This is a genomic window from Paenibacillus sp. FSL H7-0326, assembly GCF_001955535.1.
Taxonomy (GTDB): domain Bacteria; phylum Bacillota; class Bacilli; order Paenibacillales; family Paenibacillaceae; genus Paenibacillus; species Paenibacillus shunpengii.
This window is the reverse complement of record NZ_MPVN01000004.1, coordinates 478,352-500,493: the sequence shown is the minus strand read 5'-3', so window position 1 is coordinate 500,493 and position 22,142 is coordinate 478,352. Positions and strand designations below refer to the sequence as shown.

The 22,142-nt window shown below is 44.7% G+C and carries 14 protein-coding genes; all 14 read right to left on the bottom strand.

All coding sequences use genetic code 11. The features are described from left to right. Positions 1 to 222: 222 nt before the first annotated feature. Positions 223 to 1,425: a methionine adenosyltransferase gene (gene metK / locus BK126_RS21145; RefSeq protein WP_076314510.1), complete on the bottom strand. Its 1,203-nt coding sequence runs from the start codon at positions 1,423 to 1,425 to the stop codon at positions 223 to 225. Between the two features lie 226 nt (positions 1,426 to 1,651). Beyond that, positions 1,652 to 1,930: an alpha/beta-type small acid-soluble spore protein gene (locus BK126_RS21140; RefSeq protein WP_076314509.1), complete on the bottom strand. Its 279-nt coding sequence runs from the start codon at positions 1,928 to 1,930 to the stop codon at positions 1,652 to 1,654. Between the two features lie 240 nt (positions 1,931 to 2,170). Next, positions 2,171 to 2,677: a hypothetical protein gene (locus BK126_RS21135; RefSeq protein WP_076314508.1), complete on the bottom strand. Its 507-nt coding sequence runs from the start codon at positions 2,675 to 2,677 to the stop codon at positions 2,171 to 2,173. 91 nt (positions 2,678 to 2,768) lie between these two features. Beyond that, positions 2,769 to 5,570 (bottom strand): hypothetical protein, encoded by a 2,802-nt coding sequence (locus tag BK126_RS21130; protein ID WP_076314507.1) that lies wholly within the window; start codon positions 5,568 to 5,570, stop codon positions 2,769 to 2,771. A gap of 127 nt (positions 5,571 to 5,697) precedes the next feature. After that, entirely contained in the window at positions 5,698 to 8,727 is a 3,030-nt protein-coding gene (locus tag BK126_RS21125) for an S-layer homology domain-containing protein (protein WP_083656036.1), read from the bottom strand. A gap of 539 nt (positions 8,728 to 9,266) precedes the next feature. Further along, a complete protein-coding gene (locus tag BK126_RS21120) occupies positions 9,267 to 9,608 on the bottom strand; it encodes a hypothetical protein (protein WP_076314506.1) in 342 nt (113 codons plus the stop codon). Between the two features lie 147 nt (positions 9,609 to 9,755). Further along, positions 9,756 to 13,649, bottom strand: coding sequence for an S-layer homology domain-containing protein (locus BK126_RS21115; RefSeq protein WP_076314505.1), 3,894 nt, complete (start codon positions 13,647 to 13,649; stop codon positions 9,756 to 9,758). Positions 13,650 to 13,814: 165 nt separating this feature from the next. Beyond that, positions 13,815 to 14,936: a glycosyltransferase family 4 protein gene (locus tag BK126_RS21110; RefSeq protein WP_076314504.1), complete on the bottom strand. Its 1,122-nt coding sequence runs from the start codon at positions 14,934 to 14,936 to the stop codon at positions 13,815 to 13,817. Positions 14,937 to 15,096: 160 nt separating this feature from the next. Beyond that, positions 15,097 to 15,798, bottom strand: coding sequence for a WecB/TagA/CpsF family glycosyltransferase (locus BK126_RS21105; protein ID WP_256209748.1), 702 nt, complete (start codon positions 15,796 to 15,798; stop codon positions 15,097 to 15,099). Between the two features lie 114 nt (positions 15,799 to 15,912). Continuing rightward, positions 15,913 to 17,085 carry a polysaccharide pyruvyl transferase CsaB gene (gene csaB, locus BK126_RS21100; protein ID WP_076314503.1) on the bottom strand — a complete coding sequence of 391 codons (1,173 nt, stop codon included), beginning with the start codon at positions 17,083 to 17,085 and terminating at the stop codon, positions 15,913 to 15,915. Continuing rightward, positions 17,058 to 18,947, bottom strand: coding sequence for a DUF5693 family protein (locus BK126_RS21095; protein ID WP_483310676.1), 1,890 nt, complete (start codon positions 18,945 to 18,947; stop codon positions 17,058 to 17,060). Before BK126_RS21095 ends, csaB begins: the two co-directional genes overlap by 28 nt. Positions 18,948 to 19,401: 454 nt before the next feature. Further along, positions 19,402 to 21,117: a phospho-sugar mutase gene (locus BK126_RS21090; RefSeq protein ID WP_076314501.1), complete on the bottom strand. Its 1,716-nt coding sequence runs from the start codon at positions 21,115 to 21,117 to the stop codon at positions 19,402 to 19,404. 96 nt (positions 21,118 to 21,213) lie between these two features. Continuing rightward, complete coding sequence (gene fabZ, locus BK126_RS21085) at positions 21,214 to 21,645, bottom strand: 3-hydroxyacyl-ACP dehydratase FabZ (protein ID WP_076314500.1); 432 nt, start codon at positions 21,643 to 21,645, stop codon at positions 21,214 to 21,216. 291 nt (positions 21,646 to 21,936) lie between these two features. Next, a complete protein-coding gene (locus BK126_RS21080) occupies positions 21,937 to 22,140 on the bottom strand; it encodes a DNA-directed RNA polymerase subunit beta (protein ID WP_076314614.1) in 204 nt (67 codons plus the stop codon). Positions 22,141 to 22,142 lie beyond the last annotated feature (2 nt).

Sequence of the window (22,142 nt, the reverse complement as noted above, 5' to 3'; positions counted from 1 at the left end):
ATTATAGACCTCTTCTTTTCATCGGTTAGTTGGAAAATATAGTTTAGCCGCACCAACGTAATGTTAGAAGGGATACGAGGTGATTTTTCTTTGCGAATGATAAAACAATCGCTTACTATTTTGACATATGAAAAAAGCCCTCGATGGTTATCCATCGAAGGCTTAAATTTGTTCGCTCTCGTATATCGAGCTTATTCCGTTCAATCCGTATCTGCTTACTAATTATAGACCTGCTTGGCTCTTCAATACATCTGCTTTGTCAAGGCGTTCCCAAGGCAGATCGATATCCGTACGACCGAAGTGGCCATATGCCGCTGTTTGCTTGTAGATCGGACGACGCAGATCCAGCATACGAATAATGCCCGCCGGACGAAGGTCAAAGTTGTTCCGCACGAGTTCAACCAGCTTCTCTTCGCTGATCTTGCCTGTGCCATATGTATCGACGTTGATCGATACCGGATTCGCTACACCAATCGCATATGCAAGCTGAATCTCCACCTTGTCAGCGAGTCCCGCTGCAACCAGATTCTTCGCTACATAACGTGCTGCATAAGCTGCAGAACGGTCTACCTTCGTAGGATCCTTGCCGGAGAAAGCACCGCCGCCATGACGCGCATAGCCGCCATAAGTATCCACGATGATCTTCCGTCCTGTAAGTCCTGCGTCCCCTTGAGGTCCACCGATGACAAAACGGCCTGTCGGGTTAATGAAGTATTTCGTTTCACTGTCCAGCAGCTCAGCAGGAACAACAGGAGACAGCACATGTTCACGAATGTCAGCCTGAATTTGCTCCAGCGTAATATCTTCAGCATGCTGTGTAGATACTACGATGGTGTCCACACGAACCGGCTTGTTGCCGTCATATTCAATCGTGACTTGGGTCTTGCCGTCCGGACGAAGGTATCCCAGTGTACCATCCTTACGAACTTCAGCCAGACGACGAGCGATACGGTGAGACAGAGCAATTGGGAGTGGCATAAGCTCTGGTGTCTCATTGGTTGCAAAACCAAACATCAGACCTTGGTCACCCGCACCGATATTTTCCGTTTCCTTCTCCATGAGAGTCGGGTCGCGGTTCTCAAGTGCTGCATTAACACCCTGAGCAATGTCCTTGGACTGCTCGTTCAGGGAAGTAAGTACAGCGGAAGTCTGGTAATCAAAACCATATTTCGCGCGTGTATATCCGATCTCTTTAATGGTGTTACGCGCAATGGCCGAAATGTCGATATAATCAGCTGTTGAAGTAATCTCACCGATAACCAGCACAAGTCCGGTCGCGACAGATACTTCACATGCTACACGGGCATTTGGATCGGCTTCAAGAAATGCATCCAGTACTGCGTCTGATATCTGATCACAGATTTTATCCGGATGTCCTTCAGTTACGGACTCTGATGTGAATAAGTGACGCCCTTTAACAGACATTGTAGTAATCAACCTCCCACATATATGGATATTATGGTCTTTCCCCCATACGTTTATCCTTAAACAAAAAACGAACCTTTTCCACCATGGAAAAGGTTGCAATACATCCTCATACGACATGTTAACGTATTTGTCAATCCGTGTCAATCAGATAAAGTATGAATATTCCAGTCGGATATTACGGTTTTATTGCCTTTTTTACAGACAAAATGCAGTTTTATGCTTCCTACAGATTAGGAATCTGGAACGCACTAGACTCCGCAGATCGGACAAGTCGTTTCGTAATTTCTCCGCCAATCGATCCGTTTTCTCTTGAAGTCAGAGATCCCCATCCAGCAAACGAGGAATGACCCGTTGTTGAGCCCAGCTCATCACCAAACTCTGTGTCTGCCCCCAATGTATGGGAACCGCCGGTATATATCCCAAACTCCGCTGCGATTTCGTATTTCATTTGCTCCAGCATTTGACGGGATTCCGGAACCAGCTTGCTTTTGTTTCTCGCCATATTCTATGCACCTCCTGCGTATTGTTCTTGCAGAAATATTGTTTGCAGCTCGGCCGCATTGTAGACTGGCGAATCATTGTTACTTATGGAAAAATGACACTCAATAAGCAAATCCATCTCGTTCACGAAAAAAGACGCTCCGCCTCATATATAATATGAAGCGAAACGTCGCATACTTATAAATAACGGGCTATAAAAATATGACTTAGCTTTTGTACACCCTAATAAGAAGCTCAGTGCTTAAGGAACCAAGAAAAGATTATAATTACCGCGAACCATAACCGTCAGATTATATTTATTGCCCTGCGCAACCTCGATCCCTCTACCCTCACGAGGGAAAGAGAGCAGATGATTGTTCGTAATTGCTGTTCCATTGGTCAAGTCCTGTCCTGCAGTCAGATCGGCTACACCGTTCGCATCTGCTGAATAGATAACGGCCTTCCCACTACGAACGATAAACTCAGTTCCTGCTCCCGCAACAAGACGCTGTCCGGGCTTCACAACAACGATCTTCAGTTCTTCACCTGCAGCTGGGGTGGATGGTTCAGATGGACCCTCTCCACTCCCGCCATTTAGTGCATTTTGTATTGCTTGATCTACATAACTCTTTGTAACGACTGGATCATCCGCTGTACCCGGCTGGGTATTCACTGATGCACCGTCCGCAGTAATATTCATAACTGATCCAATCCATATGCCACCACCGATCGCAACGGCAGCCATACCTAATTTCAACATGCGTTTCATGATGTTCCTCCTCTAATCTATCAATCCCATAATTATCATGATAGAGTGATTTTGCCATATAGACAAGAAGAACTTGGTAATAAGAAAAAAACTATTCTTCTGGAATTACAGCAGGAAGGCGATTGGGATTATAGTACATGGACTGACCAGCGATTTTTAACCTTTCCCCTTGGAACTCGTCATAAATGGATATTTGATAGGTTCCCGCTCTGCGATCTTCGAAGATTTGATCATCTATTGACCAGGATAACACCTGGTTCGCTCCTAGCTTCATGTCTGTGCCCGGAACGAGCTCCTTGGCAAAGGTTCTGCCAGTAGAGTCACTAATCTCGACAATGAACTTGTGCTCATTCTCAGGAAGACTATACTCGTTGTTTTGGCTAAGTGTATAGTACCATTCAATAGATACATTGGAACCACCTGACAGGTATGCATCGAAGGTATGCGTCTGTACTTGGTATGGGAACAGCTCAAAATTCTGGACGGTTGTCGGTGCAGTTATCTGCTGCGGGCTAATTTCAAGAGATGCCGCATTAACGTAACCACTTGACTCTCCTTTCACCGGTGTAAGCTTATCCTCTGTAACTCCTTCACCGACGATTAGTCGCATATCAGAAACCGTGACTCGTTTAGGAATCTTGGTCCACATGGTTACGATGCTCTTGTCTTCAGGGCCAGCCGGGTAATCAATCTGTTTGACGTTCGCTTTAAAATAAAGGCCGCTGGAAGACATATAGTATCCGCTGAGTTGAGATAGATCGGCCTGACGATTCTCCATATTGGTCATTTCCAGCTCTGTATACACAAGATCTGTCGTTGTCCCTGGATAAACGAGGGATTTTCGTGTCTTGACTTCCGCCTTTTTACCGAGTGTGGTTAACGTGTATGCTTCATCCTTCTCAATCTCTGGCACCTCTGGGATGGCTCCAATATTCGTCAGCTTGATCCACTCCGTGGTCTCTTCTCCTACCTTCTCTTCAAGTGCTACTTGCAGCTGAGCAATATCTAGCGATGTAGGAATCTTCGTTATAAGATACATATCTACCGCCTGCCCTGGTCCGAGCAGTGAAGCAGCCTGACTCTTAATCAGTTTCGTGCTGCTCGCGTCCTTCGCTGCATCTATTGTATATACACCTTGCAGATCTGGAAGACGAAGCGTCTTCACCGACGTATTCTTGACCGTCAGCTTCGCAGAGAGCAAATCCCCGTCTGTCCAAGGTAAACGTTGAATGGAAGACCAGGTCACACCATAGGTTCCGCTATCATTCTTCACAGAAATCTCTCGCCCAAGCGTATTCTGCATTGAGGATGGCTGAGGAAGTATATAAATTCCTGCAGGATAGCTGTAAGCGGGTGCTTTGCTCTCTGGATCCTCCGATTTAGGTGTATTCATGATTAGCTTTAGCGCACCTTGAGCAACTTCATAGGATACGGAGATATCCAGCTTGATCGTCTTCTCTGCACCTGGCTGTAAAGATAGATTCTCTAGAGCCTTCGTTGTAATCGGATAGGAGTTGCCATTACCGCTTTTTAATAAAAATTCGTATTTAGGCACCGTGATGGTTTCTTTGCTGATGTTCTTGAATTTGAAGCTTAAGGACAAATCATTGCTGCCATAGCTCTGACTGACCGTCGCTGCTTCCAGCGTCGTTTCCAGCTTCAAATTCTCCACCGTGACTTGTCTTGGTTTAAAAGGCGGCGTCGCTACAGTCTGTGTCGTACTTGCTGCAGGCAACTGTAAGGTAGCAAGCGGAAGCACCGTCTTGGCCTCGCCTTCCTCTTCCACGACAATGAGCTCTGCTCCTGCCAGCTTGACCGACTTAGGGATACTGGAGAGCAGCTTCAATGTCTTATTCTCCTGTGGCTGAATACTAAAGGTAGCTTCTGCCGAATCCAAGAGCAGCGGATAGTTGCTGCCTCCTGCTGTTCTCAGAATCCATTTTGCGGTAGGGTTCTCCAGCAGCTTGTAGCCCGTATTATGCAGGTTCACACTGACCTCTGCATAGTTGTAATCCGTACCCGAATGGAACTCAAACTTCGATACTTTAATCTTGACCGGTATATCGTTGAGACGTATGGTCTTGGATTGTTTGACTGGTGTAGACAAGGTATAAGATACCGGCACATTAAAATGCCCTAAATGGCTCTCATAGTTCGGTTTGCTGAAATCCCATTTCACGATCTGGAACAGAAGATCACTGACTTTTACGTTCTTTCCAACCTTCACAATATAGGTAACGGCAAGGGACGAACCTGCGGCTACACTTTTCTTTTCCTGATCGCGCGCGATAAGGTTCGGAGAATACAATGTTCCGCCCTTTGTCTTCACTTTGGTCCAATAATCAATAAGCATTAAGGTCTTGCTGTCATTATTCTGATAGGTCAGGGTGTAGGTGAGGGTCTTGCCATCTTCTTGCGTCAGTACATTGAGGTCGGTGAGTTTAACAGTGCTCTTAGAGGTTAACTTGACGGGTTTGAGGTTATTAAGTGTATGTATGGGTTTGTCACTTTTTGTCGATGATACATTGGAGCTTTTGCTTGTTGAGGAGTTCTTTACAGTTGAGTTTGATTTTGAGTTACTGGCCGAGGCACCGATTTGATTTAGATCGGAATTGGCATTCATCAAGCCTGCTCCAAGTAGTTGTGATCTTGGCTCTTGCCCACTATAAAGTAAGTGCGAAGGTGTTAATCTGGATGTGTCTGAATAAGTGGACGTTAATGGATGAATAGGCAGTGCTTGTACTACTTGATCTGAGTGAGGATGTGAAGTAACCTGCGTTCCTGTTAAATCACTGGAATCATCTGATACAGCACCTACGGAAGTGCCTTGCCCGATAATAAGTACGGCAGCGGTGATCCAAAGTAAGGCTTTTTGAGTATGTTTATGATCCACGTCTGTACCTCCAATTGTTTCCTTTTTTTGAAGTTACTATATAGACGCGAGTTTGGAAGAAAAAGTTTCTATAGATATAAACAAAAAAACAGTGGGGTTCCCCCCACTGTTTTTTCTGCTCAACTAATTATTTGAATACTACAGATGTAGAGAATGCTTTTGCAGCATTACCTTTAGTTGTATCCTTAATAACTTTAGAGCTTTCGTTGCTGGAGTTCAGTTCAATAGTTACTACAGAGTCAGTAGTCAAAGCTTTATCAGTAGTAAATGTAACTACCAAATCTTTACCACTAGCGCTGTACTGAACGTTGCTCACAGTTACTCCTGTAACAGATGCAGATACTACGTTAGTACCGGAAACAGCTGCGATTGCTTCGTCGAAAGTCACACGTGCTTCGTAAGAAGTACCAGTTCCAGTAACTTTCAATGGGTTTTCGGAAATAATAGCAGGAGCAATCTTATCAGTTAGATTGATTGTAAATCCAGTTTGTACTTTAACTCCAAACTCAGTTGCGGAGTTAGGTTCTGTTGCATCTACAACAAATGCATAATTTGAAGCATCAGCAGGAAGAACTTTATCTCCTCTTAAGACGAAGTTGTAAGCATCAGAAGTTTTACCATCATAAGAAACTTCGTAAGTGTCACCAGTTACAGTGTTCTTGATTGCAAAATCGTTAGCATCAATGCTGGACAGATTCGCATCAAATTCAACTGCAATTTTCGTGTTAGATACAGCATTTGCTACTGTTGCTTGAACTGCTGAACTTGGTTTAACAACTACATAACCAACATAACCATTGTTCTTATAAGCATAGTTTCCAGCTTTGTCTGCTACCAATGTCACTCTAAGCTCAGCGCCATTAGCAGAAACTTGTTTAGTCGTGCTAGGAACTGTAATCTTCACTGTGTCGGCTGTAACAGCTTCTACTGTTGCGTTAGTTGGAAGTGCTTCGTATGTGCTGGAAGCCGCAGTCCACTTCACATTATACTTAGTTCTTTCCAATACGCTTCCAGAACCATCAGTAGCCATTTCTTTATTATAAGTGAGGTAGAAGCTTACATCACGCGCACCGTTAGTATTAGGTGTACCTTCTTCAACCCAAGCAGTTTTCAGTTCCGGAGTAGTTGTATCGCCTACTTCGAATGTACCAGTGTAAGGCAAGATTGTGTTAGGAACATATGCATTATCTTGTACTCCAGCAACTGCTAGTGTATAAGTACCTTGTTTAAAAGTGCTAGAAAGAGTGATTGTAGCTTCTGTTTTATCAGCGCTTAGAGCAACCTCTCTTACAGGATGACCTGCTGAATCAAGTCCATTTCCAGTAACTACTTTGCCGTCTTTATCTTTGATAGTGTAGTTATCTTTATTAGTTGCATAGTTTACTGTTTCGGAATATTTCACTTTAATTGAGATATCTCCGTTGTCTTTAACACTTGTAGTAAGAGAAGTAACTTCAGGACGTGCAGTGTCTAAAGTAGGAGTAATCTTAACTTCACGATTTGCACTGTTACCACTATAGTCAGTAGCACCTTCAATCACAATTGTGTTCTCATTAACTGCAAGTGCGTTCTCTTTTGTGAATACTACAGTAACTTTGTTACCGGAACGAGTAACTGTACCGGTTTTGGATGATACACCGTTGTAAACTTTACCTACGGATCTCAATGGCTCGTTAAACTCGATTTCCACTTTTGTAAGATCAGAAGATTTGGATGTCACTACAGTTGGAGCTTCAGTATCAACTGCTACAGTGAAGTCATAGGATACTGGAGTAACTACGAAACCAGCAAAATCTTTAACTCCATTTACTGTAAGTTTGTGATCTCCTGTAGCGAGTTCAGTAGTAACGATCACTGTTGAAGAGTTAACGTATTCTACAGAACCAGCAATGGATTTACCATCAATTTTGTAGTTTGCAGTAGAGATCGCTGTTGCACGGTCAACCGGCTCAGAGAATTCTACTTGGAACGCTTTAGTACCAAGACCAGTTACTTCTTCAACTTCAGGAATTGTAACGTCTACTGGAGTAAATGTTACTTCTTCAGAGAAAGTTTTAGATTTATCAGCGTTTTTAACGCCGTCAACTTTGATCTTGATAGCTTTTTGGTTCTCTAGTTTGTTAGTATCAGACAGATTTTCGCCTTTCAAGGAAAGAACGACGGATTTCTTATCAGCAGACAATACTGCGGAATCAATTGTTTTAGAGAAAGAATAGTTTGTAACTTCTTCTGCAGTTTCTTCGTCAACTTCTCCGTCAAAATTCACTACTACTTGTTTCAAGTTGTTAGCAGAAGCACCTTCAACTTTAGTTGCAGAAGTAACTACGTAAGTAACTTTCTCAGTGAATTCTTTTTCTTGGTAAGTAAATTTAACTTCAGTTTCTTTGTTAGCTTCAAGAGCTTTATCTAAAGTTACTTTTACAGTTTCGCCGTCAGTCATTTTGAATTCTACAACTTTACCAGCTTCGGATACAGTGTAGGATTCTACGGACAGGCTCAATTCTTGATCAACTGCGTAAGCAGCGCCTACAAGAAGTTCGCGAGTAGCGTTGGATTGGAAGTTAGCGTTAGCGTCAACCAGACCTGCGTTGATTGCTGCTTGAACATAACCTTTAGCCCATGTCGTTGCAGAGTTGTTAGTTTCAGTTGGTACTTCAAGATCAAGCGCACGTACAAGTACAGTTGCCATTTCTTGAATTGTTACTGGGTTAGAAACTCCGAAGATTTTCTTAGTAGAGTTAACGCCTTCCATGATACCTGCAGCGTAAACTGCTTCTACATAAGGAGCTGCCCAGTGTTTCTCACCGTAGTTTTTGTCTTTGAAGGAGTAAACGCCTTCTACTTCTTTAAGACCCAAAGTCTTAGTGATGACTTTAGCGAACTCAGCGCGAGTCATTTGTCTGTCAAGGTGTGCTTGACCGTCTGGGAATCCAGAGAAGATTCCTTTATCTTTCAAGTAGTTGTATTGCGCGTTTACATCAGTAAGACCAGTTTGACCGAATGCTACAGAAGCAAACATGGAGAATGCCATTGCTGTAGACAAAGCCACGGATAAAATTTTCTTCATAACCTTTTTTTCTCCTCCTCGAGAAATCATCACATGATTATTTTCTTTATGATTGCTAGTACTAGTAAATGGGTTGCCCGTGTTACTCATTAGCCGATACACCCCCTTTCCAGAGTTGAGCAAGTAAATCCATATAAAATGATGTCTGTGATAGATCACAGAAACTAGTAAATATAAGCCAGGGTAAGAAAAAATAGAGTAGTTTCCTAATCCTACCTATCGTATTATACAATGCGGTTTAGAAGACGTAAAGAAAATTTTTCTAATAAATAGACAAAATTCTCCATGAATCTCTTTCCTAAATCCTCCATCGTTTTGGCTCTACATCTTAAACGCAGTAGTTTCAAAAAAGTTGCGAAGTTTCGAAAAAAATTTTCCACTAATTAAAAAATGATGGGATTCATCCTTCAATATAGAATATCGGTTCCAATTAATTGATGATGAATAGCGCGGAAACTCTATGTTATATGTAACCACAAATAATACTGGAATATACTTCAATTTAAGTAACATTTCAAAAAAAATTCAAAATCCCCTCAGGTGAAACAGCAACGTAACTAATAGAACGATAAAAATATAAAAAAGGTGCCGAATTTCGGCACCTTCATCTCTTAAGTTATCCAGTTGATTTACTTAATCTTCATTGCCAGTTCAATGATGCGAGCACGCAGCTTAGGATCGGTATTCAAATTCTCATACATATCCTCGATTGGTTTCTTGTTATCGCGGTATGTCTTCTCATGCTTGATCGTAACATGGGACCATTCAATAAGCTCATTCTCTGCTGCCATCAAATTATTATATGCATCGTGGAATCCAGTCTTCATAACAAGACCTTCCATAACTTCCTGCGAGATCTCCTGAGTCTTGCGTGTCTTCTCAATCTCTACTTCTAGAATCGCTGCTTGTTTCTCAAACTGTGTCTTTGCCTTCATGTAGCCAAGCTGAGCTTTCGAATAGATTGCTTTCATCAGATACCTTCACCCTTTAGCAAAATGTGTATTTTAACGCTATTGTATCTTATAATCTATTAAATTACAAAATCTAGTGAATGATTCTTTCTATAGATAGAAAAGAACTGCGCCTCAGAGGAGCAGTTCTTTCTCTGTTAGAAGATTTTAACTTAAATTAATTGGAAAAAGTTTGTTGCTCTTTTTGAACAGCTCCACAGCAATTTTAGCTGCTTCTGCACGTGTCAGGAAGCCCTGCGGATTAAAACTGTACTGCGGCTTGCTCTGTCCGGCAACCGTTAATGCATTTCCTGTCATGATTTTTGCTTTGTTCACTGCCAGGACGGCCGGCTTCGCATAATAGTTAATGCTGCCCGAATCCACATACAGCTTCGCCAGATTGTCGGTTAGCTTGCTGTCATTAGCAGCTAGCTTGAGCTTCATTGCACGGGCGATCATCACAGCCGCTTGTTCACGGGTCAGAGGCTGGCTCGGGGCAAATACCCCTTCCGTTAGTCCTGTCACAATTCCTGCTCTTGCTGCTGTTTCAATATGCTCGTAATCCCATGTTTCGCTTCGTGCCCCAGGCACAAGATCCACGAAGGTTTGATTATTGTCATAGTTCAAAGGCAGATTCATACCCTTAACGAGCAGCGTAGCGAATTCTCCGCGCGATGTGCGATCATCAGTACCAAACTGATCAAATCGAATATTCTCCATCAAGCCCTTAGAATACATCGCGTTCAGGACGTTTCTAGCCCAATTGTGATTCGTAATATCTGTGTAGCTGCGGCTCAGCTTCATTACCACATAATAACCGAACTCATCGAAAGGAACAGTAATGGTATGGTTCTTCGCGTCGACAATACCACCAACATTGATCCATTCCCGATCAGAGGTATATTTAAATACGGTAATTGTAGAACCCACTTCATCAACCACGCTGCTGTTGTAAGTAAGTGTTAGTTCCCCACGCTGCGACGGAGTAACCTCACGTTCAGCTGCAATTGTCGGATCACCATACAAGCCTTCAATCGAATATGGAGCAAGTCCATTGGTAGGCGGCAAGTAATCTGCAGAACCTAATGTTCCGCGTTCTCCAAGTCCTCCACTGATCCAGTAAACATTAGAGATCGTCGTAAAATTCTGTTTATCTCCAGAGGAAGCTCCGAATCGCAGGAAGTACTCATCCGGGATATCCCATACCGGATATCCTGTTTCTTCATTAGAAAGACCGTTGTTCGGGAAACCGATAATGTTGCCATAATCATTTCTGCGCTCCACTACGCCGTCTTTTGGATCTGCTAGACCGAATAGCAGCTGTGTTGTAGGGTAATATTTATTAATCCCTCTCGAATCTGTAGATTGCATAATAGTTCCCTTAGGAAACTCAAGCTCTAGACTCTTATTAAATACACTGTATTTAGTAGCGACTTTTGGAGCCATGTACTGGGAATCAACTGCGACTGCACCTGTATAATACACCGATATCGTGTCTTCAAGTGTTGTACTTCCACGTACGATCTCAATATCAATATCATTTGCTTTGTCTTGCTTGAGGCCAACATAATCATACAAGAAGCGATCATCACCGAGATCTGTTCTCTTTACCGCAGGCTCTCCATCGATTAATACTTCAGTGGCGCCTTCTGCTTCAATATCAAAGCGAACAAAATTCTTATTCACAACATAGGCTCCATCAACCGTCGGCTGTGGTGCTAACAATCGATAAGGCTTAACCTCTCGGACCAATTGGAGCTGCTGGCTTGTCTTCGCCCCAGTGCTATTAATCAATTCCAGATTATATACATAGGTTCCAGGCGTTTCAGCAGGCAAATTCTGCACACGGATAACAAATTCAGCTGAACTGCCGAAGTATTCATAGGCGTATGTCTTATTGTTGTAAGTAAACTCGCTTGTCTGCTTAATAATTGTATCTGTGACATCCAAGGAGAATAAATTCTGTGATCCTAGATTCAAGTTCACCTTGGATGCTCCATTACCGCGAATAACGATGTCATGCTCTTGAAGACTCGTTGTATACGTTCCGCCATTGTATATGAAATCAGGAGTCAGATTGAAAATCTTCGCCCATTGTTCATTATCTGTATATTCCAGCGGGAAGGTAACTCTGTTATTGCCTACAGCCGGCTGAAATTTATCAATGTTGGAAACATTCTCATCCAGAATATAGATGCGGATTTCTTTTCTTACAACCCGGTACTGATTGTTATCATCTGCAACCGTTCCGGTAAATACGATTCTGTTTTCACCATAATATAAAGGTCCGGTGTCTGCATTGACTTGCAGATTCAGATTAAACTTTCCGTTTGTCAGCCAAGTTCCAAGACCCGATGGTGTTGTTCCGTTAACGAACACTTCTCCTTTGAAAGCCGTGCTGTTCAGATCAAAACCGATATACTCCCCTGAGACCTGCAGGTTTGTTGTCTGATTCGAATCAATGGTCACCGTCTGACCATCCGTCAGGTTAGAGACATAAATATAAGTTTTGGAAACAAATGAAATGACAGCGTCCTTATACTGCGTGGATCCGGAATATTGGAAACGAACGGTTTGATTCCCGTTCTGGAAACCAGAAATTCTGTAAATATACTCTGTTGTTGAACCTTCTACCGGTCCCACATAATTGATTGTCATGTTGCTGCCTACGGGCAAGTATTTTGCTGTTAGGGCATTAGGATCTGTGACAGGAGAATTCGTCTTAACGGAAATATAATAATCGCTGGAATCTACGTTTGCTCCGTTAAGATTCTCTTTGGAATATGTTGCTTTACCATCTGTGCCTACTGTATAGCCCTTCAAATGATACAGCTGACTAATTACGACTTCACCTTGAGCAAAATTGAAATTTGCAGCCTTGTTCACTATTGTTGAACCGTAGGTAATATTTAATGTGTGTCTTTGGCTTTTTGCTGTAGTCCCGCTTGCATCGTCAAGAAAAGGAAAGTTCGGAACTGCAAATGTAATTAGTCGGTAAGCCGAAGTGGCCCCTTCGACACCTTGAATAACAACATCGCTATTACCTGCAGTAACCAGCTTGCCTGAGCTGTCTAGTGACAGGGAAGAAAAGTATACCGGAGTTACATCAAGACCATTAAGCTTAATTGACTTACTCACAGCATCGCCTTCATCAGGAACTAAGGCTTGAACATACAATGTCGCTGTATCTTCCGCTCCTGTCCATGTTGGTGTTCCTGTTAATAAATTGTTTGCATTACGATCGGAGTCAGCTAAGTACATAGAAACGATCGGATTGCTGGTATCAAAGTAATACAGTGAGTGATTTACTGTAATTCGATCTGAACCATTCTCAATAACGAGAACAATATTGTTAAGTCCAGGATTCAGTGATAATTGTGGAGAGTAGAACGTCCCATCCGACAATAATGTCGTTGCTAGTGCTGACCCTCCATTTAGAGCCACCGTTGCTCTCGTCGCATTTTGAATTTTACCTTGAAGGGTAATATCTTTTCTTGGGATAACCACTTGAGTCCCCTCATTCAAGGTAACAGGTTGGGACAAGCCTAGTACACTTAAGCTCTCTACATATGGAACTTGGTCAAACAATACATAGAAGCTCTCCGACCGTGTCATATTGCCTTGTGTTCCAGAGAAAGTAATTTCATTCATACCTGGATACAGCGTTAGTGTAGATGTAAAACGGTTTTCCGGGCTGTCTAAATCAAGCTGAATGGTTCCTGGAGTTACTTTTGAAGTATCACGAGTCCACTTCGAGGTGAGTGGATCCCATGTTAATTGTTGAATGCTGGCACTGAGTGTTGAGCCTGTAACTTTGGTATAGGTACCTGTTGCTGTTAGCATTTTATTTGTTACTTTATATGCATTTTCTCTACTCAGTAATTTATCCGTTCCTTCGAGCTTCAACTGAACGGTATTCTTCAGCGTTTCGATATCCGGAGCAAAATAACTCGTAGATACATTGTCCGCTGCCTCTGCCTTATTAATCAAACCAGGGGGGAACAGTGAAACAATAAGTGTTACTAACAGCAGCCATACCATCGGCCGTTTGATGCGCTGCATATAATCTCTCCTTTAAATATAGTTACCTCTTATATCGGATGGCCTGGGTTAAATATGAAGAAGTTTCAACAAAAAAAGCCTTATTCCCTAAATAGGAACAAGGCTGGTTAATAATAGTTCAAAGGTTTAAATTATAGATGATATAATGGCTGTTCAATTCACTTCTTATTTCGTGCGAGACTCGGACGCCTTCACTCTCAGCTTCATGAAGAAGTTGATCAGCGGACGCTTGGTTTTATCGATCAGGCCGATGACCTCTGCACCGATCTGCAGGAAGAACATCATGACACAGATCACAACAAACGTAACCCAGTTCGCTTCATGCATCGTCGCAGAAGACTGGATCACGGCAAGCACGCCGAAGAATGCGGCAATACCGTAGATAATCAGCACCGTTTGACGGTGGCTGAAGCCAAGCTCACGCAGACGGTGATGCAAGTGACCTTTATCCGGTGCGAAGATCGGCTTCTTGTTCAAGAAGCGGCGAAGAATCGCAAACAGCGTATCGGACAATGGCACAGCGATAATAATCAGCGGTGTGATCAAGGATACGACAGCGATCTGCTTAAATCCAAGAAGTGAGAGCATAGCAAGACTGAAGCCCAGGAACAGTGATCCTGTATCTCCCATGAAGATCTTGGCCGGATGAAAGTTAAAGAACAAGAATCCGATAATACTGCCGAGCAATACAAGACAGATGAGTGCAGTCGTAACGTTGCCCATAATGAAGGACATCACCGCAATCGTACCAATCGCAATGGCAGACACACCCGCAGCAAGACCATCGAGTCCATCGATCAGGTTGATCGCATTCGTCACACCGACAATCCAGAAGATCGTCAGCGGAATCGAGATCCATAGTTCAAGTGATGAGTAAGCATCAGCAAAAGGAATATTTACAAAATCTATACGGATCTGAAATCCGAACACAACGACACACGCCGTAATAATCTGAGCTAAAAATTTAACCTTGGCCGACAATTGGAACCGGTCATCTAGCGCACCGATCAGGGCAATCATTGTACCGCCAATCATAAAAGCTTGGATGAATCGGGAATCTCTTGCAGTGAAGTATTCCGAAACAAACGGAAGCAGCGCCAGCATCGTGACCATGAAAGCAAGAAAAATACCGAGACCACCGAGTCTAGGCATAATCTTGGTATGAACCTTCCGTGCATCAGGCACGTCAACGGCTCCCACATTTACCGCAAACTTCTTCACGAGAGGCGTAAGTCCTACCGCAAGTCCGAGAGCCACGATAAATCCCAAGATATAGAACATTAACATTTGTTCATTCAACCCCCAATTTTTAAAAACAAAGAATCCTTCACGAATCTGTCCATGACCCAACTGAACAGCATTATACTCTCTTGACCTCTGAATTACTATTCTTTTTTTCTAGCAAAAAACATTGTTTTTAACAGATCTTCCTGTATTTTCACACGATTTACACTATTTTCGTCACGTTTTTTTTCTCACGTTTTACCTTGAGTACAAACTGCGGCAAGGCAAGCATGCGCTTGGCCCGCTTCGGTTCCTTGAGCAGCCGGTACAGCCATTCCGCTCTCAGCTTCTGGAATACGACCGGTGCACGCTTAGACCTGCCGGAAATAATATCGAAGCTGCCGCCCACGCCCATCATCAGCGGAACGCCGAGCTGCTCCTTATATTTACCAATCCAAGGCTCCTGGGTGTCTGCACCCCTGGCTACAAACAGCAGGTGCGGGCTCGCTGCACGAATCTGCGCAATGACTTCCGGATCTTCGGGCTCACCGAAGAAGCCATCGCGATATCCGCACACCACGATGCCAGGATATTGCTTTTGTAACCTGCTTGCTGTCTCTTGAATCACTTCTTCTGTAGAACCGAGCAAATACACTCTCCACTGATAGGATTCACCAACATGCATGAGTTCATGTAACAGATCAAATCCGGCAACACGCTCTGCTACAGGAACACCGCAGTATTCGGCTGCCCAGACTACACCGGTACCATCTGGAACGACCAGCTCGGCCGACTTCATAATTTCCATATATTTCGGATCATTCAGCGCTGCCATGACCATGATCGGGTTGCCTGTAATGATCTGATGAGGCTTACCGGCCTGTATCGCTTCGGTCAGATAAGCCACGGTGTCCTTCATATTCATGCGCGAAAACGGAATGCCAAAGATCGGCACCGTCGGTACGGTTCTCACGGGGGATTGAGTTTGATCTGCCGTCCCGCCAGACGCTTGTTCCTTACGCTCTATCATGACTTTCAATCATCCTTTGCCGCTAAGAAATTTTAGAATGTGAGCTGCAGGCTCCTGAGCTTGCTCTTTCAGCGCAGCGATCGCCTCTTCCTTGTCCGCAAGCCACTCTGCATGAGAATCCAGCATGTCATTAAGTGCAGCAAGCAGCTTGTCTGCATCCAGTGATTCTGTGCTGCCGACAGGCTCACTGTTCAGCCGCTGAAGGAATGCATCGATCTTGGGATCATAAGATACACCTGCGAGCGGTACCCGCTGTGATGCAGCATAGATCAGACTGTGCAGACGCATCCCGAGGACGAGCTTGCATCGGGATACCTCCAGCAGCATCATCTGGGGATCGGTCTGCTGGGAGCAGATACTCACCTTGCTGCCTGTCCCATTCAAATGCCCGATCTTCTTTTTCACATAAGCAGAGGCTTCCTCATCCGAAGGAAGATGGAACGGAAGCAGTCGGATATGCACCTTGCGCTGCTCCGCGAGCTTCTTGAGTCCTTCGCCGATGGCATCCAGCTCTCTTCTCTCCTTGTCCCAGAAACGAACCGACACCCCGATTACAGGCAGGTCTTCCTCCTCTTGTCTTGGTGTCGTTCTTCTTGCACTTCCTCCGCCATACGCAGCGGCCTTCTTCACCTTGGATTCATCAGGCAGTGGCAGCCCCATGACAGGGTCTGGGACGACCTTGACATCATTCCACTGAATCCCATAGCTCTGAATGAGCTTAGCTGAATCCTCGTCACGTACTGAGATATACTCACAGTGTTTGAAGACACCACGGATCATCGGGTGAAAAATCTTCCGGTGCACTGGCCCCACGCCCTGCGCATATATAAACGTCGGCTTCTTCATATTCTGTGCCAGTTTAAGAATACCCAGATAATAAGGAATGGACTTCCAGCCCGTTGCATCCTGCAGCAAGCTGCCGCCTCCGCTGATCAGACCGTCGCTCTCCTTAATGGCCCGCCGAACCTCTCCGAGCTTCATCCGATGTACAGCTCTCACGCCATACGTCTGCTGTGTCCATTCAGGATCACCTGATAAGACGATGGGCTCAATTTCAATAGACGAACGCTGGCTTTGTTCCTCAAGCGCTGTAAGAATCGACTTAAGTACCGCTTCATCTCCGCTGTTTCGAAAGCCATAGTATCCTGAGATAACTATTTTCTTAGTAGTATTGGTGACCATTTTTTCCAACATCCTTCCAGAACTTGCCACACCAGTATTGCAATCAGTCCAACAACCAGTCCCAGTCCGAGACCAAGCAGTCCACGAATAAGTGACAGATGCACCGGTGTATGAATGTGAGCGAAGGTGCCCACCATAGATAGCTGTGCAATAGCTGCAATGATTAGCAAGTAAATCCCATGACGGTATTTAAGAGCAATAAATGCTCCTACCACGAACATCGGATGGCCCAGCAGGAATTCCTTGTTACGCGGACGTACGCCAAACGTATTCTCAAGGAATGTACGCAGCTGTGCTTCAAACGGCAGTACCGTTCCGGCGTTCCCAGTTCGAGTCATATAGTAATAGCCTACCACACCGACAATACCCACTGCCACTATCATCAAAATCGTGATCGGCCGGTTCAGCAATTGGCGAATTGAAGCGACTGACATGGACTTCAGGTAGAAAAATACATAGATGGCAACGAGCAAAACAGGTCCAGAGTACAGGATGCTTACGCCTCTAAATTGATCGATGACGAGTGAATACGTAATGTTGTTAAGCAGTGCAATCATGAACGGAACACCAACAAAGGATAGGATAGATGTCCATACATACAGCAGGATGCTCTTCGATAACCGGCTCTTCACCGATAAGTCAGGCTTTCTCACCTGTGCAGCATTAATCTTTCTTACCGCAAGGATCATCGCAACGGTTGGTGCACTGATCGCAGCCAAGAGAGCTAACGCTTGTTCAAGCAGTGTTGGTCTAAGCAGGAACAGTCCAGCACTTCCAATCAGTCCGAGAACAAAGGCCGGCAGAGTCAGGAACGGAATAAAGTAGGATATCATCAGCGCAATCATCGCCACGCTGCCGACAACGACGACGGCCTTAAAGTATCTCTCACCGCCCGTTTCTGCAACATCAAAAGGCTCTGCCTTGCCCATTACAAAACCGTTGTCTTCCATTCGCTGAACCGCTTTTCCTTCTTCACCCAATGCATCCATCAGGTTATCCAAAGGATCCGTTACTTGAGCCGTAAGTGCACTTCTAGCCGGAGCGGCATTCAGGTACAGCATTCGGATGTTCCGGTCCTTCGTTGCCAGTGCGAATCGATCTGAGATCACGTTCACATCCAGGTTTGCATCCGATTCACTGAGTGAATATAGACGAGTGACATTATAATCCGTCAGATATGCAAGGGTGCTGAATCCACTCTGAGGCTTCTTCAGATTCTCGATGGCAGCAAGCCCAATCCCATGCTTGTTCATTAGTTCTGCAAAGGCAGACAGACTCTTCATGTCTTCGTTATCGTTATAGCCCTTAACTTTATCGCCATCAAACAGAATCCGTGATACACCATACTGCTCAAAGGTCTCCATCATCGCAGCAGCCGCTTCTTGATCATACGGCAGTGCATCACCCAGACGAGGCATGATGTTGAAGCCACGCTCATGGAGTTCCGCCATCGCAATAGGATCAGGAAGCATCGGCTTCAGCTTCGCATTTTCCGTCGGAGTCTGAAGAACCAGTCCTTCTTCATTCAAATAGGTCCATGGATTCACGGGAATATCGAGTCTTTCGAAAGTATCTTCGATAATTGAAGACAAAGCCTCCCGGCTCTCATCCGATGTGAAGAGAATATACGTGTAGTTCTCATTAACCGGTGGGATTTGACCTGTCAGGTTGGCCGCTTGTACGCTGTCATAGATTGTAATCCTCTCTGACTTGCGGAATTCTTCCAATGTGCTCTCGTACACTGCCATCGTGATGACACCAGCATCCTTCAGCTCGGTCAGCTTCTGGTCAATAAAATCCTGTGGATGCGCCTGATAAGCGGCTACTTCGACAAGATCCCGATAATCGAACGCAAGCTCCACGTTCTTCGCGCTTGATTCTGTCTTCACACGATCTGCAATGATGGGAATCGAGGCAATGAGTCCGATAATAACAAGGATCCAGAGCCATTTGCGGGATACGGTGTTCCAATACTGCCATTTTTGACGCACTAAAAGTACCTCCTAAACAAAATAAATTAAAGATAATGAACAGAGACGGTAGAAATGAAGGAAATGAATTCAGATGAAGAATGAAATATAATAAATTTCTATATTCGCATGATACATCCTTACGATGGAGGGTAATAAGTGTATAGGGTGAAAAATGACCTCATATTTTTATACATTCCATATCATGCCCTAAGGAACCAAAAAATTCTCCTTCTCATCAAACTTGCAATCTGCTGACATAGGAAGAGCCTTTCCGCCAAACAACCCATAACGGTGCGGAAAGGCTCTCTACAATTAAAGTATTGCTTATGTTAACTCCTTGACCTTATGCATCCACACGCGCCATTACAGCTTCGATCAGACGATCAATCCGTGCTTGTGCATCTTCATAAGAAGTACCCTGTACCGCAAAATAAACCTTAATCTTCGGCTCCGTCCCTGATGGACGAAGGCAGAACCAGGATCCATCCTCAAGGATAAATTTCAGTACATTTTCTTTTGGCAGACCGTTCAGGCCTTTGGAGTAATCCTGCATCTCTGCCACTCGGATGCCTGCAACCTGATCAGGTGCGGATGTGCGCCAATCTGTCATTTTGGACTGGATTTGCGCTACGCCGTCTTTCCCTTTCAAAGTTCTCGACTGCAGTGCTTCAAGGAAGTAGCCGAACTGCTCGTACAGCTCCTGCAGTACATCGTACAGCGTCTTGCCTTGGGCTTTGTAATAAGCCGCCGCTTCACAGATCAACATCGCTGCAAGGACCGCATCCTTATCTCTCGCATAATTGCCGGCAAGGTAGCCGTAGCTCTCTTCATAGCCGAACAGATACGTATGGCTATCCGTCGCTTCAAAAGCATCCATCTTCTCACCGATATATTTGAATCCGGTCAGTGTATTAAACACCTGTGCACCGTAATGCTCGGCAATCACTGCCCCCATCTCACTTGTTACGATCGTCTTAACAACCGCACCGTTCGAAGGCAACTCTCCCCGCTCCTTCATCTGACTGAGCAGGTAATGGGTCATAATCGCCCCGGATTGATTGCCGGACAATACGAAGTATTTGCCGTTCTTATCCTTCACGACCGCTCCCATCCGATCTGCATCGGGGTCGGTACCAATCAGAATATCAGCTCCAACTCGTTCTCCAAGCTCAATCGCCAGGGTGAAGGCTTCACGCTCCTCCGGGTTTGGAGATTTCACGGTAGAGAACTCGGCATCCGGTTCTGCCTGCTCAGGTACAATATGCAGGTTCGTAAACCCGATGCGCTCAAGCACCTGACGAACCGGATGATGGCCTGTCCCGTGCAGCGGCGTGAATACAATGTTGAAATCCTTCGCGTAATCGGAGGCAATGCGATCACGGTTCAAGCTTACGGAAGCAACCGTTTCAATAAACGCTTCATCCTCCTCTGCGCCAAGCCATACCAGCAGTCCTTCTGCCTCGGCTTCAGCCTGGTTCAGCTTCTTCACTTCACGAAGTGAGGAAATCTCCTGTATGTAGCTGATGACACGTTCTGCTTCGTCCGGTACCAGCTGTCCACCTGAGGCATTGTACACTTTATAGCCGTTATATTCCGGCGGATTGTGGCTCGCTGTAACGACAATACCTCCTGTTGCAGCAAGATGTCTTACGCTAAAAGACAGCTGCGGCGTAGGGCGCAGTGATGGATACAATTTAGCAACAATCCCATTCGCAGCAAGCACCAGCGCAGCCTCCAGGGCAAATTCAGGTGAGAAGTGACGTGAATCATGCGCAATGACAACAGAAGGCTGCCCTTCGCCTTGATGCTGTTCAAGAATATATTTGGCAAATCCTTGCGTCGCTTTACCAACCGTATAACGGTTCATGCGGTTGCTTCCTGCTCCAATTACACCACGGAGACCCCCTGTACCAAATTCCAGCTCTCGGTAGAAGCGGTCCTCCAATTCTGTAGTGTCATTCGAGAGCTCTTTAAGCTCCTGCTTCGTCTCCTCATCGATTGAAGGATCCGCAAGCCATTGATTCAAACTGCGTTCTGCTGTTTCACTTAACATTACCATCATTTCTCCCTCCGGCCATGATCATTATTTTCTCTATGTGTTTATCCAGTAAGTACAACCATTAGAGCTGCTATTACTATATAATCATTAACCAATTTACCTAGGATCTGATAACGCAAACATGATTTCGCCTTCAGCAACCACTTTGCCTTCCACGCGAGCCGTTGCTTTTCCCTTGCCAATGGAGCCCTTCAAACGGGTAATCTCCACCTCAAGCTCCAGCGTATCGCCAGGCACTACTTGTCCGCGGAAACGGAAGTTATCCAGTCCAGCCAAAAATCCGATCTTGCCCTTGTTGGCTTCAACGTTAAGAATGGCAACCGCTCCGACCTGAGCCAGTGCTTCGGTAATGAGCACACCCGGCATCACCGGATAACCGGGAAAGTGGCCTGTGAAAAACGGTTCATTGATGGTCACATTCTTGATGCCAACGGCACGCTTGCCCTCTTCCATCTCCACGATCTTATCCACCAGCAAAAACGGAGGACGGTGTGGAATAATCTCTTGAATTTGATTAATATCGAGCATTATTGGTAAAACTCCTTCCATTCTATGCATAACATCTCAGCTTCTCGTCAAAACTATTCTTATCCTTCATCATCTGCAGTAGTGAAGGTTAAGATAAGGGGGTTTCTCTACCGCTTGCAGAACCGTAAACAGCCTTATGGGCTGCTTGCCCTGCTATAGAGAAGCCCTTTTTTGTTGTTGTTAAATGGAGCCTTGCTTTACGCACAAAGTCCCCCATCATTATACATTTTTCGGGAACAAAAAGAAAACTCCTGCTAAACAGGAGCTTTCCGTATTTTAAATGTTAAACGTCTATGGTGCAAATACCAGATCAAAAATATGCTTCCAGGTACGATAATCAAAGGCTGAACCGATATCCTGTCCACCAACGACCACATAACCCGCAATCATACCGCCGACGAGTGCCAGAATGAACAGCATAGGGATGAGCCACCAGCGCAGGACCTTCTTCCCAGATCCTTTCTTCTTCACCACAGCTGTATCTTCTTGAGTCATTA

Bases quoted from the DNA above. Each gene is read 5' to 3' on its own strand.
- metK (WP_076314510.1), bottom strand. From the start codon at position 1,425: ATGTCTGTTAAAGGGCGTCACTTATTCACATCAGAGTCCGTAACTGAA.
- BK126_RS21125 (WP_083656036.1), bottom strand. From the start codon at position 8,727: ATGAGTAACACGGGCAACCCATTTACTAGTACTAGCAATCATAAAGAA.
- BK126_RS21110 (WP_076314504.1), bottom strand. From the start codon at position 14,936: ATGTTAATGTTCTATATCTTGGGATTTATCGTGGCTCTCGGACTTGCG.
- csaB (WP_076314503.1), bottom strand. From the start codon at position 17,085: ATGGTCACCAATACTACTAAGAAAATAGTTATCTCAGGATACTATGGC.
- fabZ (WP_076314500.1), bottom strand. From the start codon at position 21,645: ATGCTCGATATTAATCAAATTCAAGAGATTATTCCACACCGTCCTCCG.
- BK126_RS21120 (WP_076314506.1), bottom strand. From the start codon at position 9,608: ATGAAAGCAATCTATTCGAAAGCTCAGCTTGGCTACATGAAGGCAAAG.
- BK126_RS21140 (WP_076314509.1), bottom strand. From the start codon at position 1,930: ATGGCGAGAAACAAAAGCAAGCTGGTTCCGGAATCCCGTCAAATGCTG.
- BK126_RS21105 (WP_256209748.1), bottom strand. From the start codon at position 15,798: ATGAATATGAAGGACACCGTGGCTTATCTGACCGAAGCGATACAGGCC.
- BK126_RS21090 (WP_076314501.1), bottom strand. From the start codon at position 21,117: ATGGTAATGTTAAGTGAAACAGCAGAACGCAGTTTGAATCAATGGCTT.
- BK126_RS21080 (WP_076314614.1), bottom strand. From the start codon at position 22,140: ATGACTCAAGAAGATACAGCTGTGGTGAAGAAGAAAGGATCTGGGAAG.
- BK126_RS21115 (WP_076314505.1), bottom strand. From the start codon at position 13,649: ATGCAGCGCATCAAACGGCCGATGGTATGGCTGCTGTTAGTAACACTT.
- BK126_RS21135 (WP_076314508.1), bottom strand. From the start codon at position 2,677: ATGAAACGCATGTTGAAATTAGGTATGGCTGCCGTTGCGATCGGTGGT.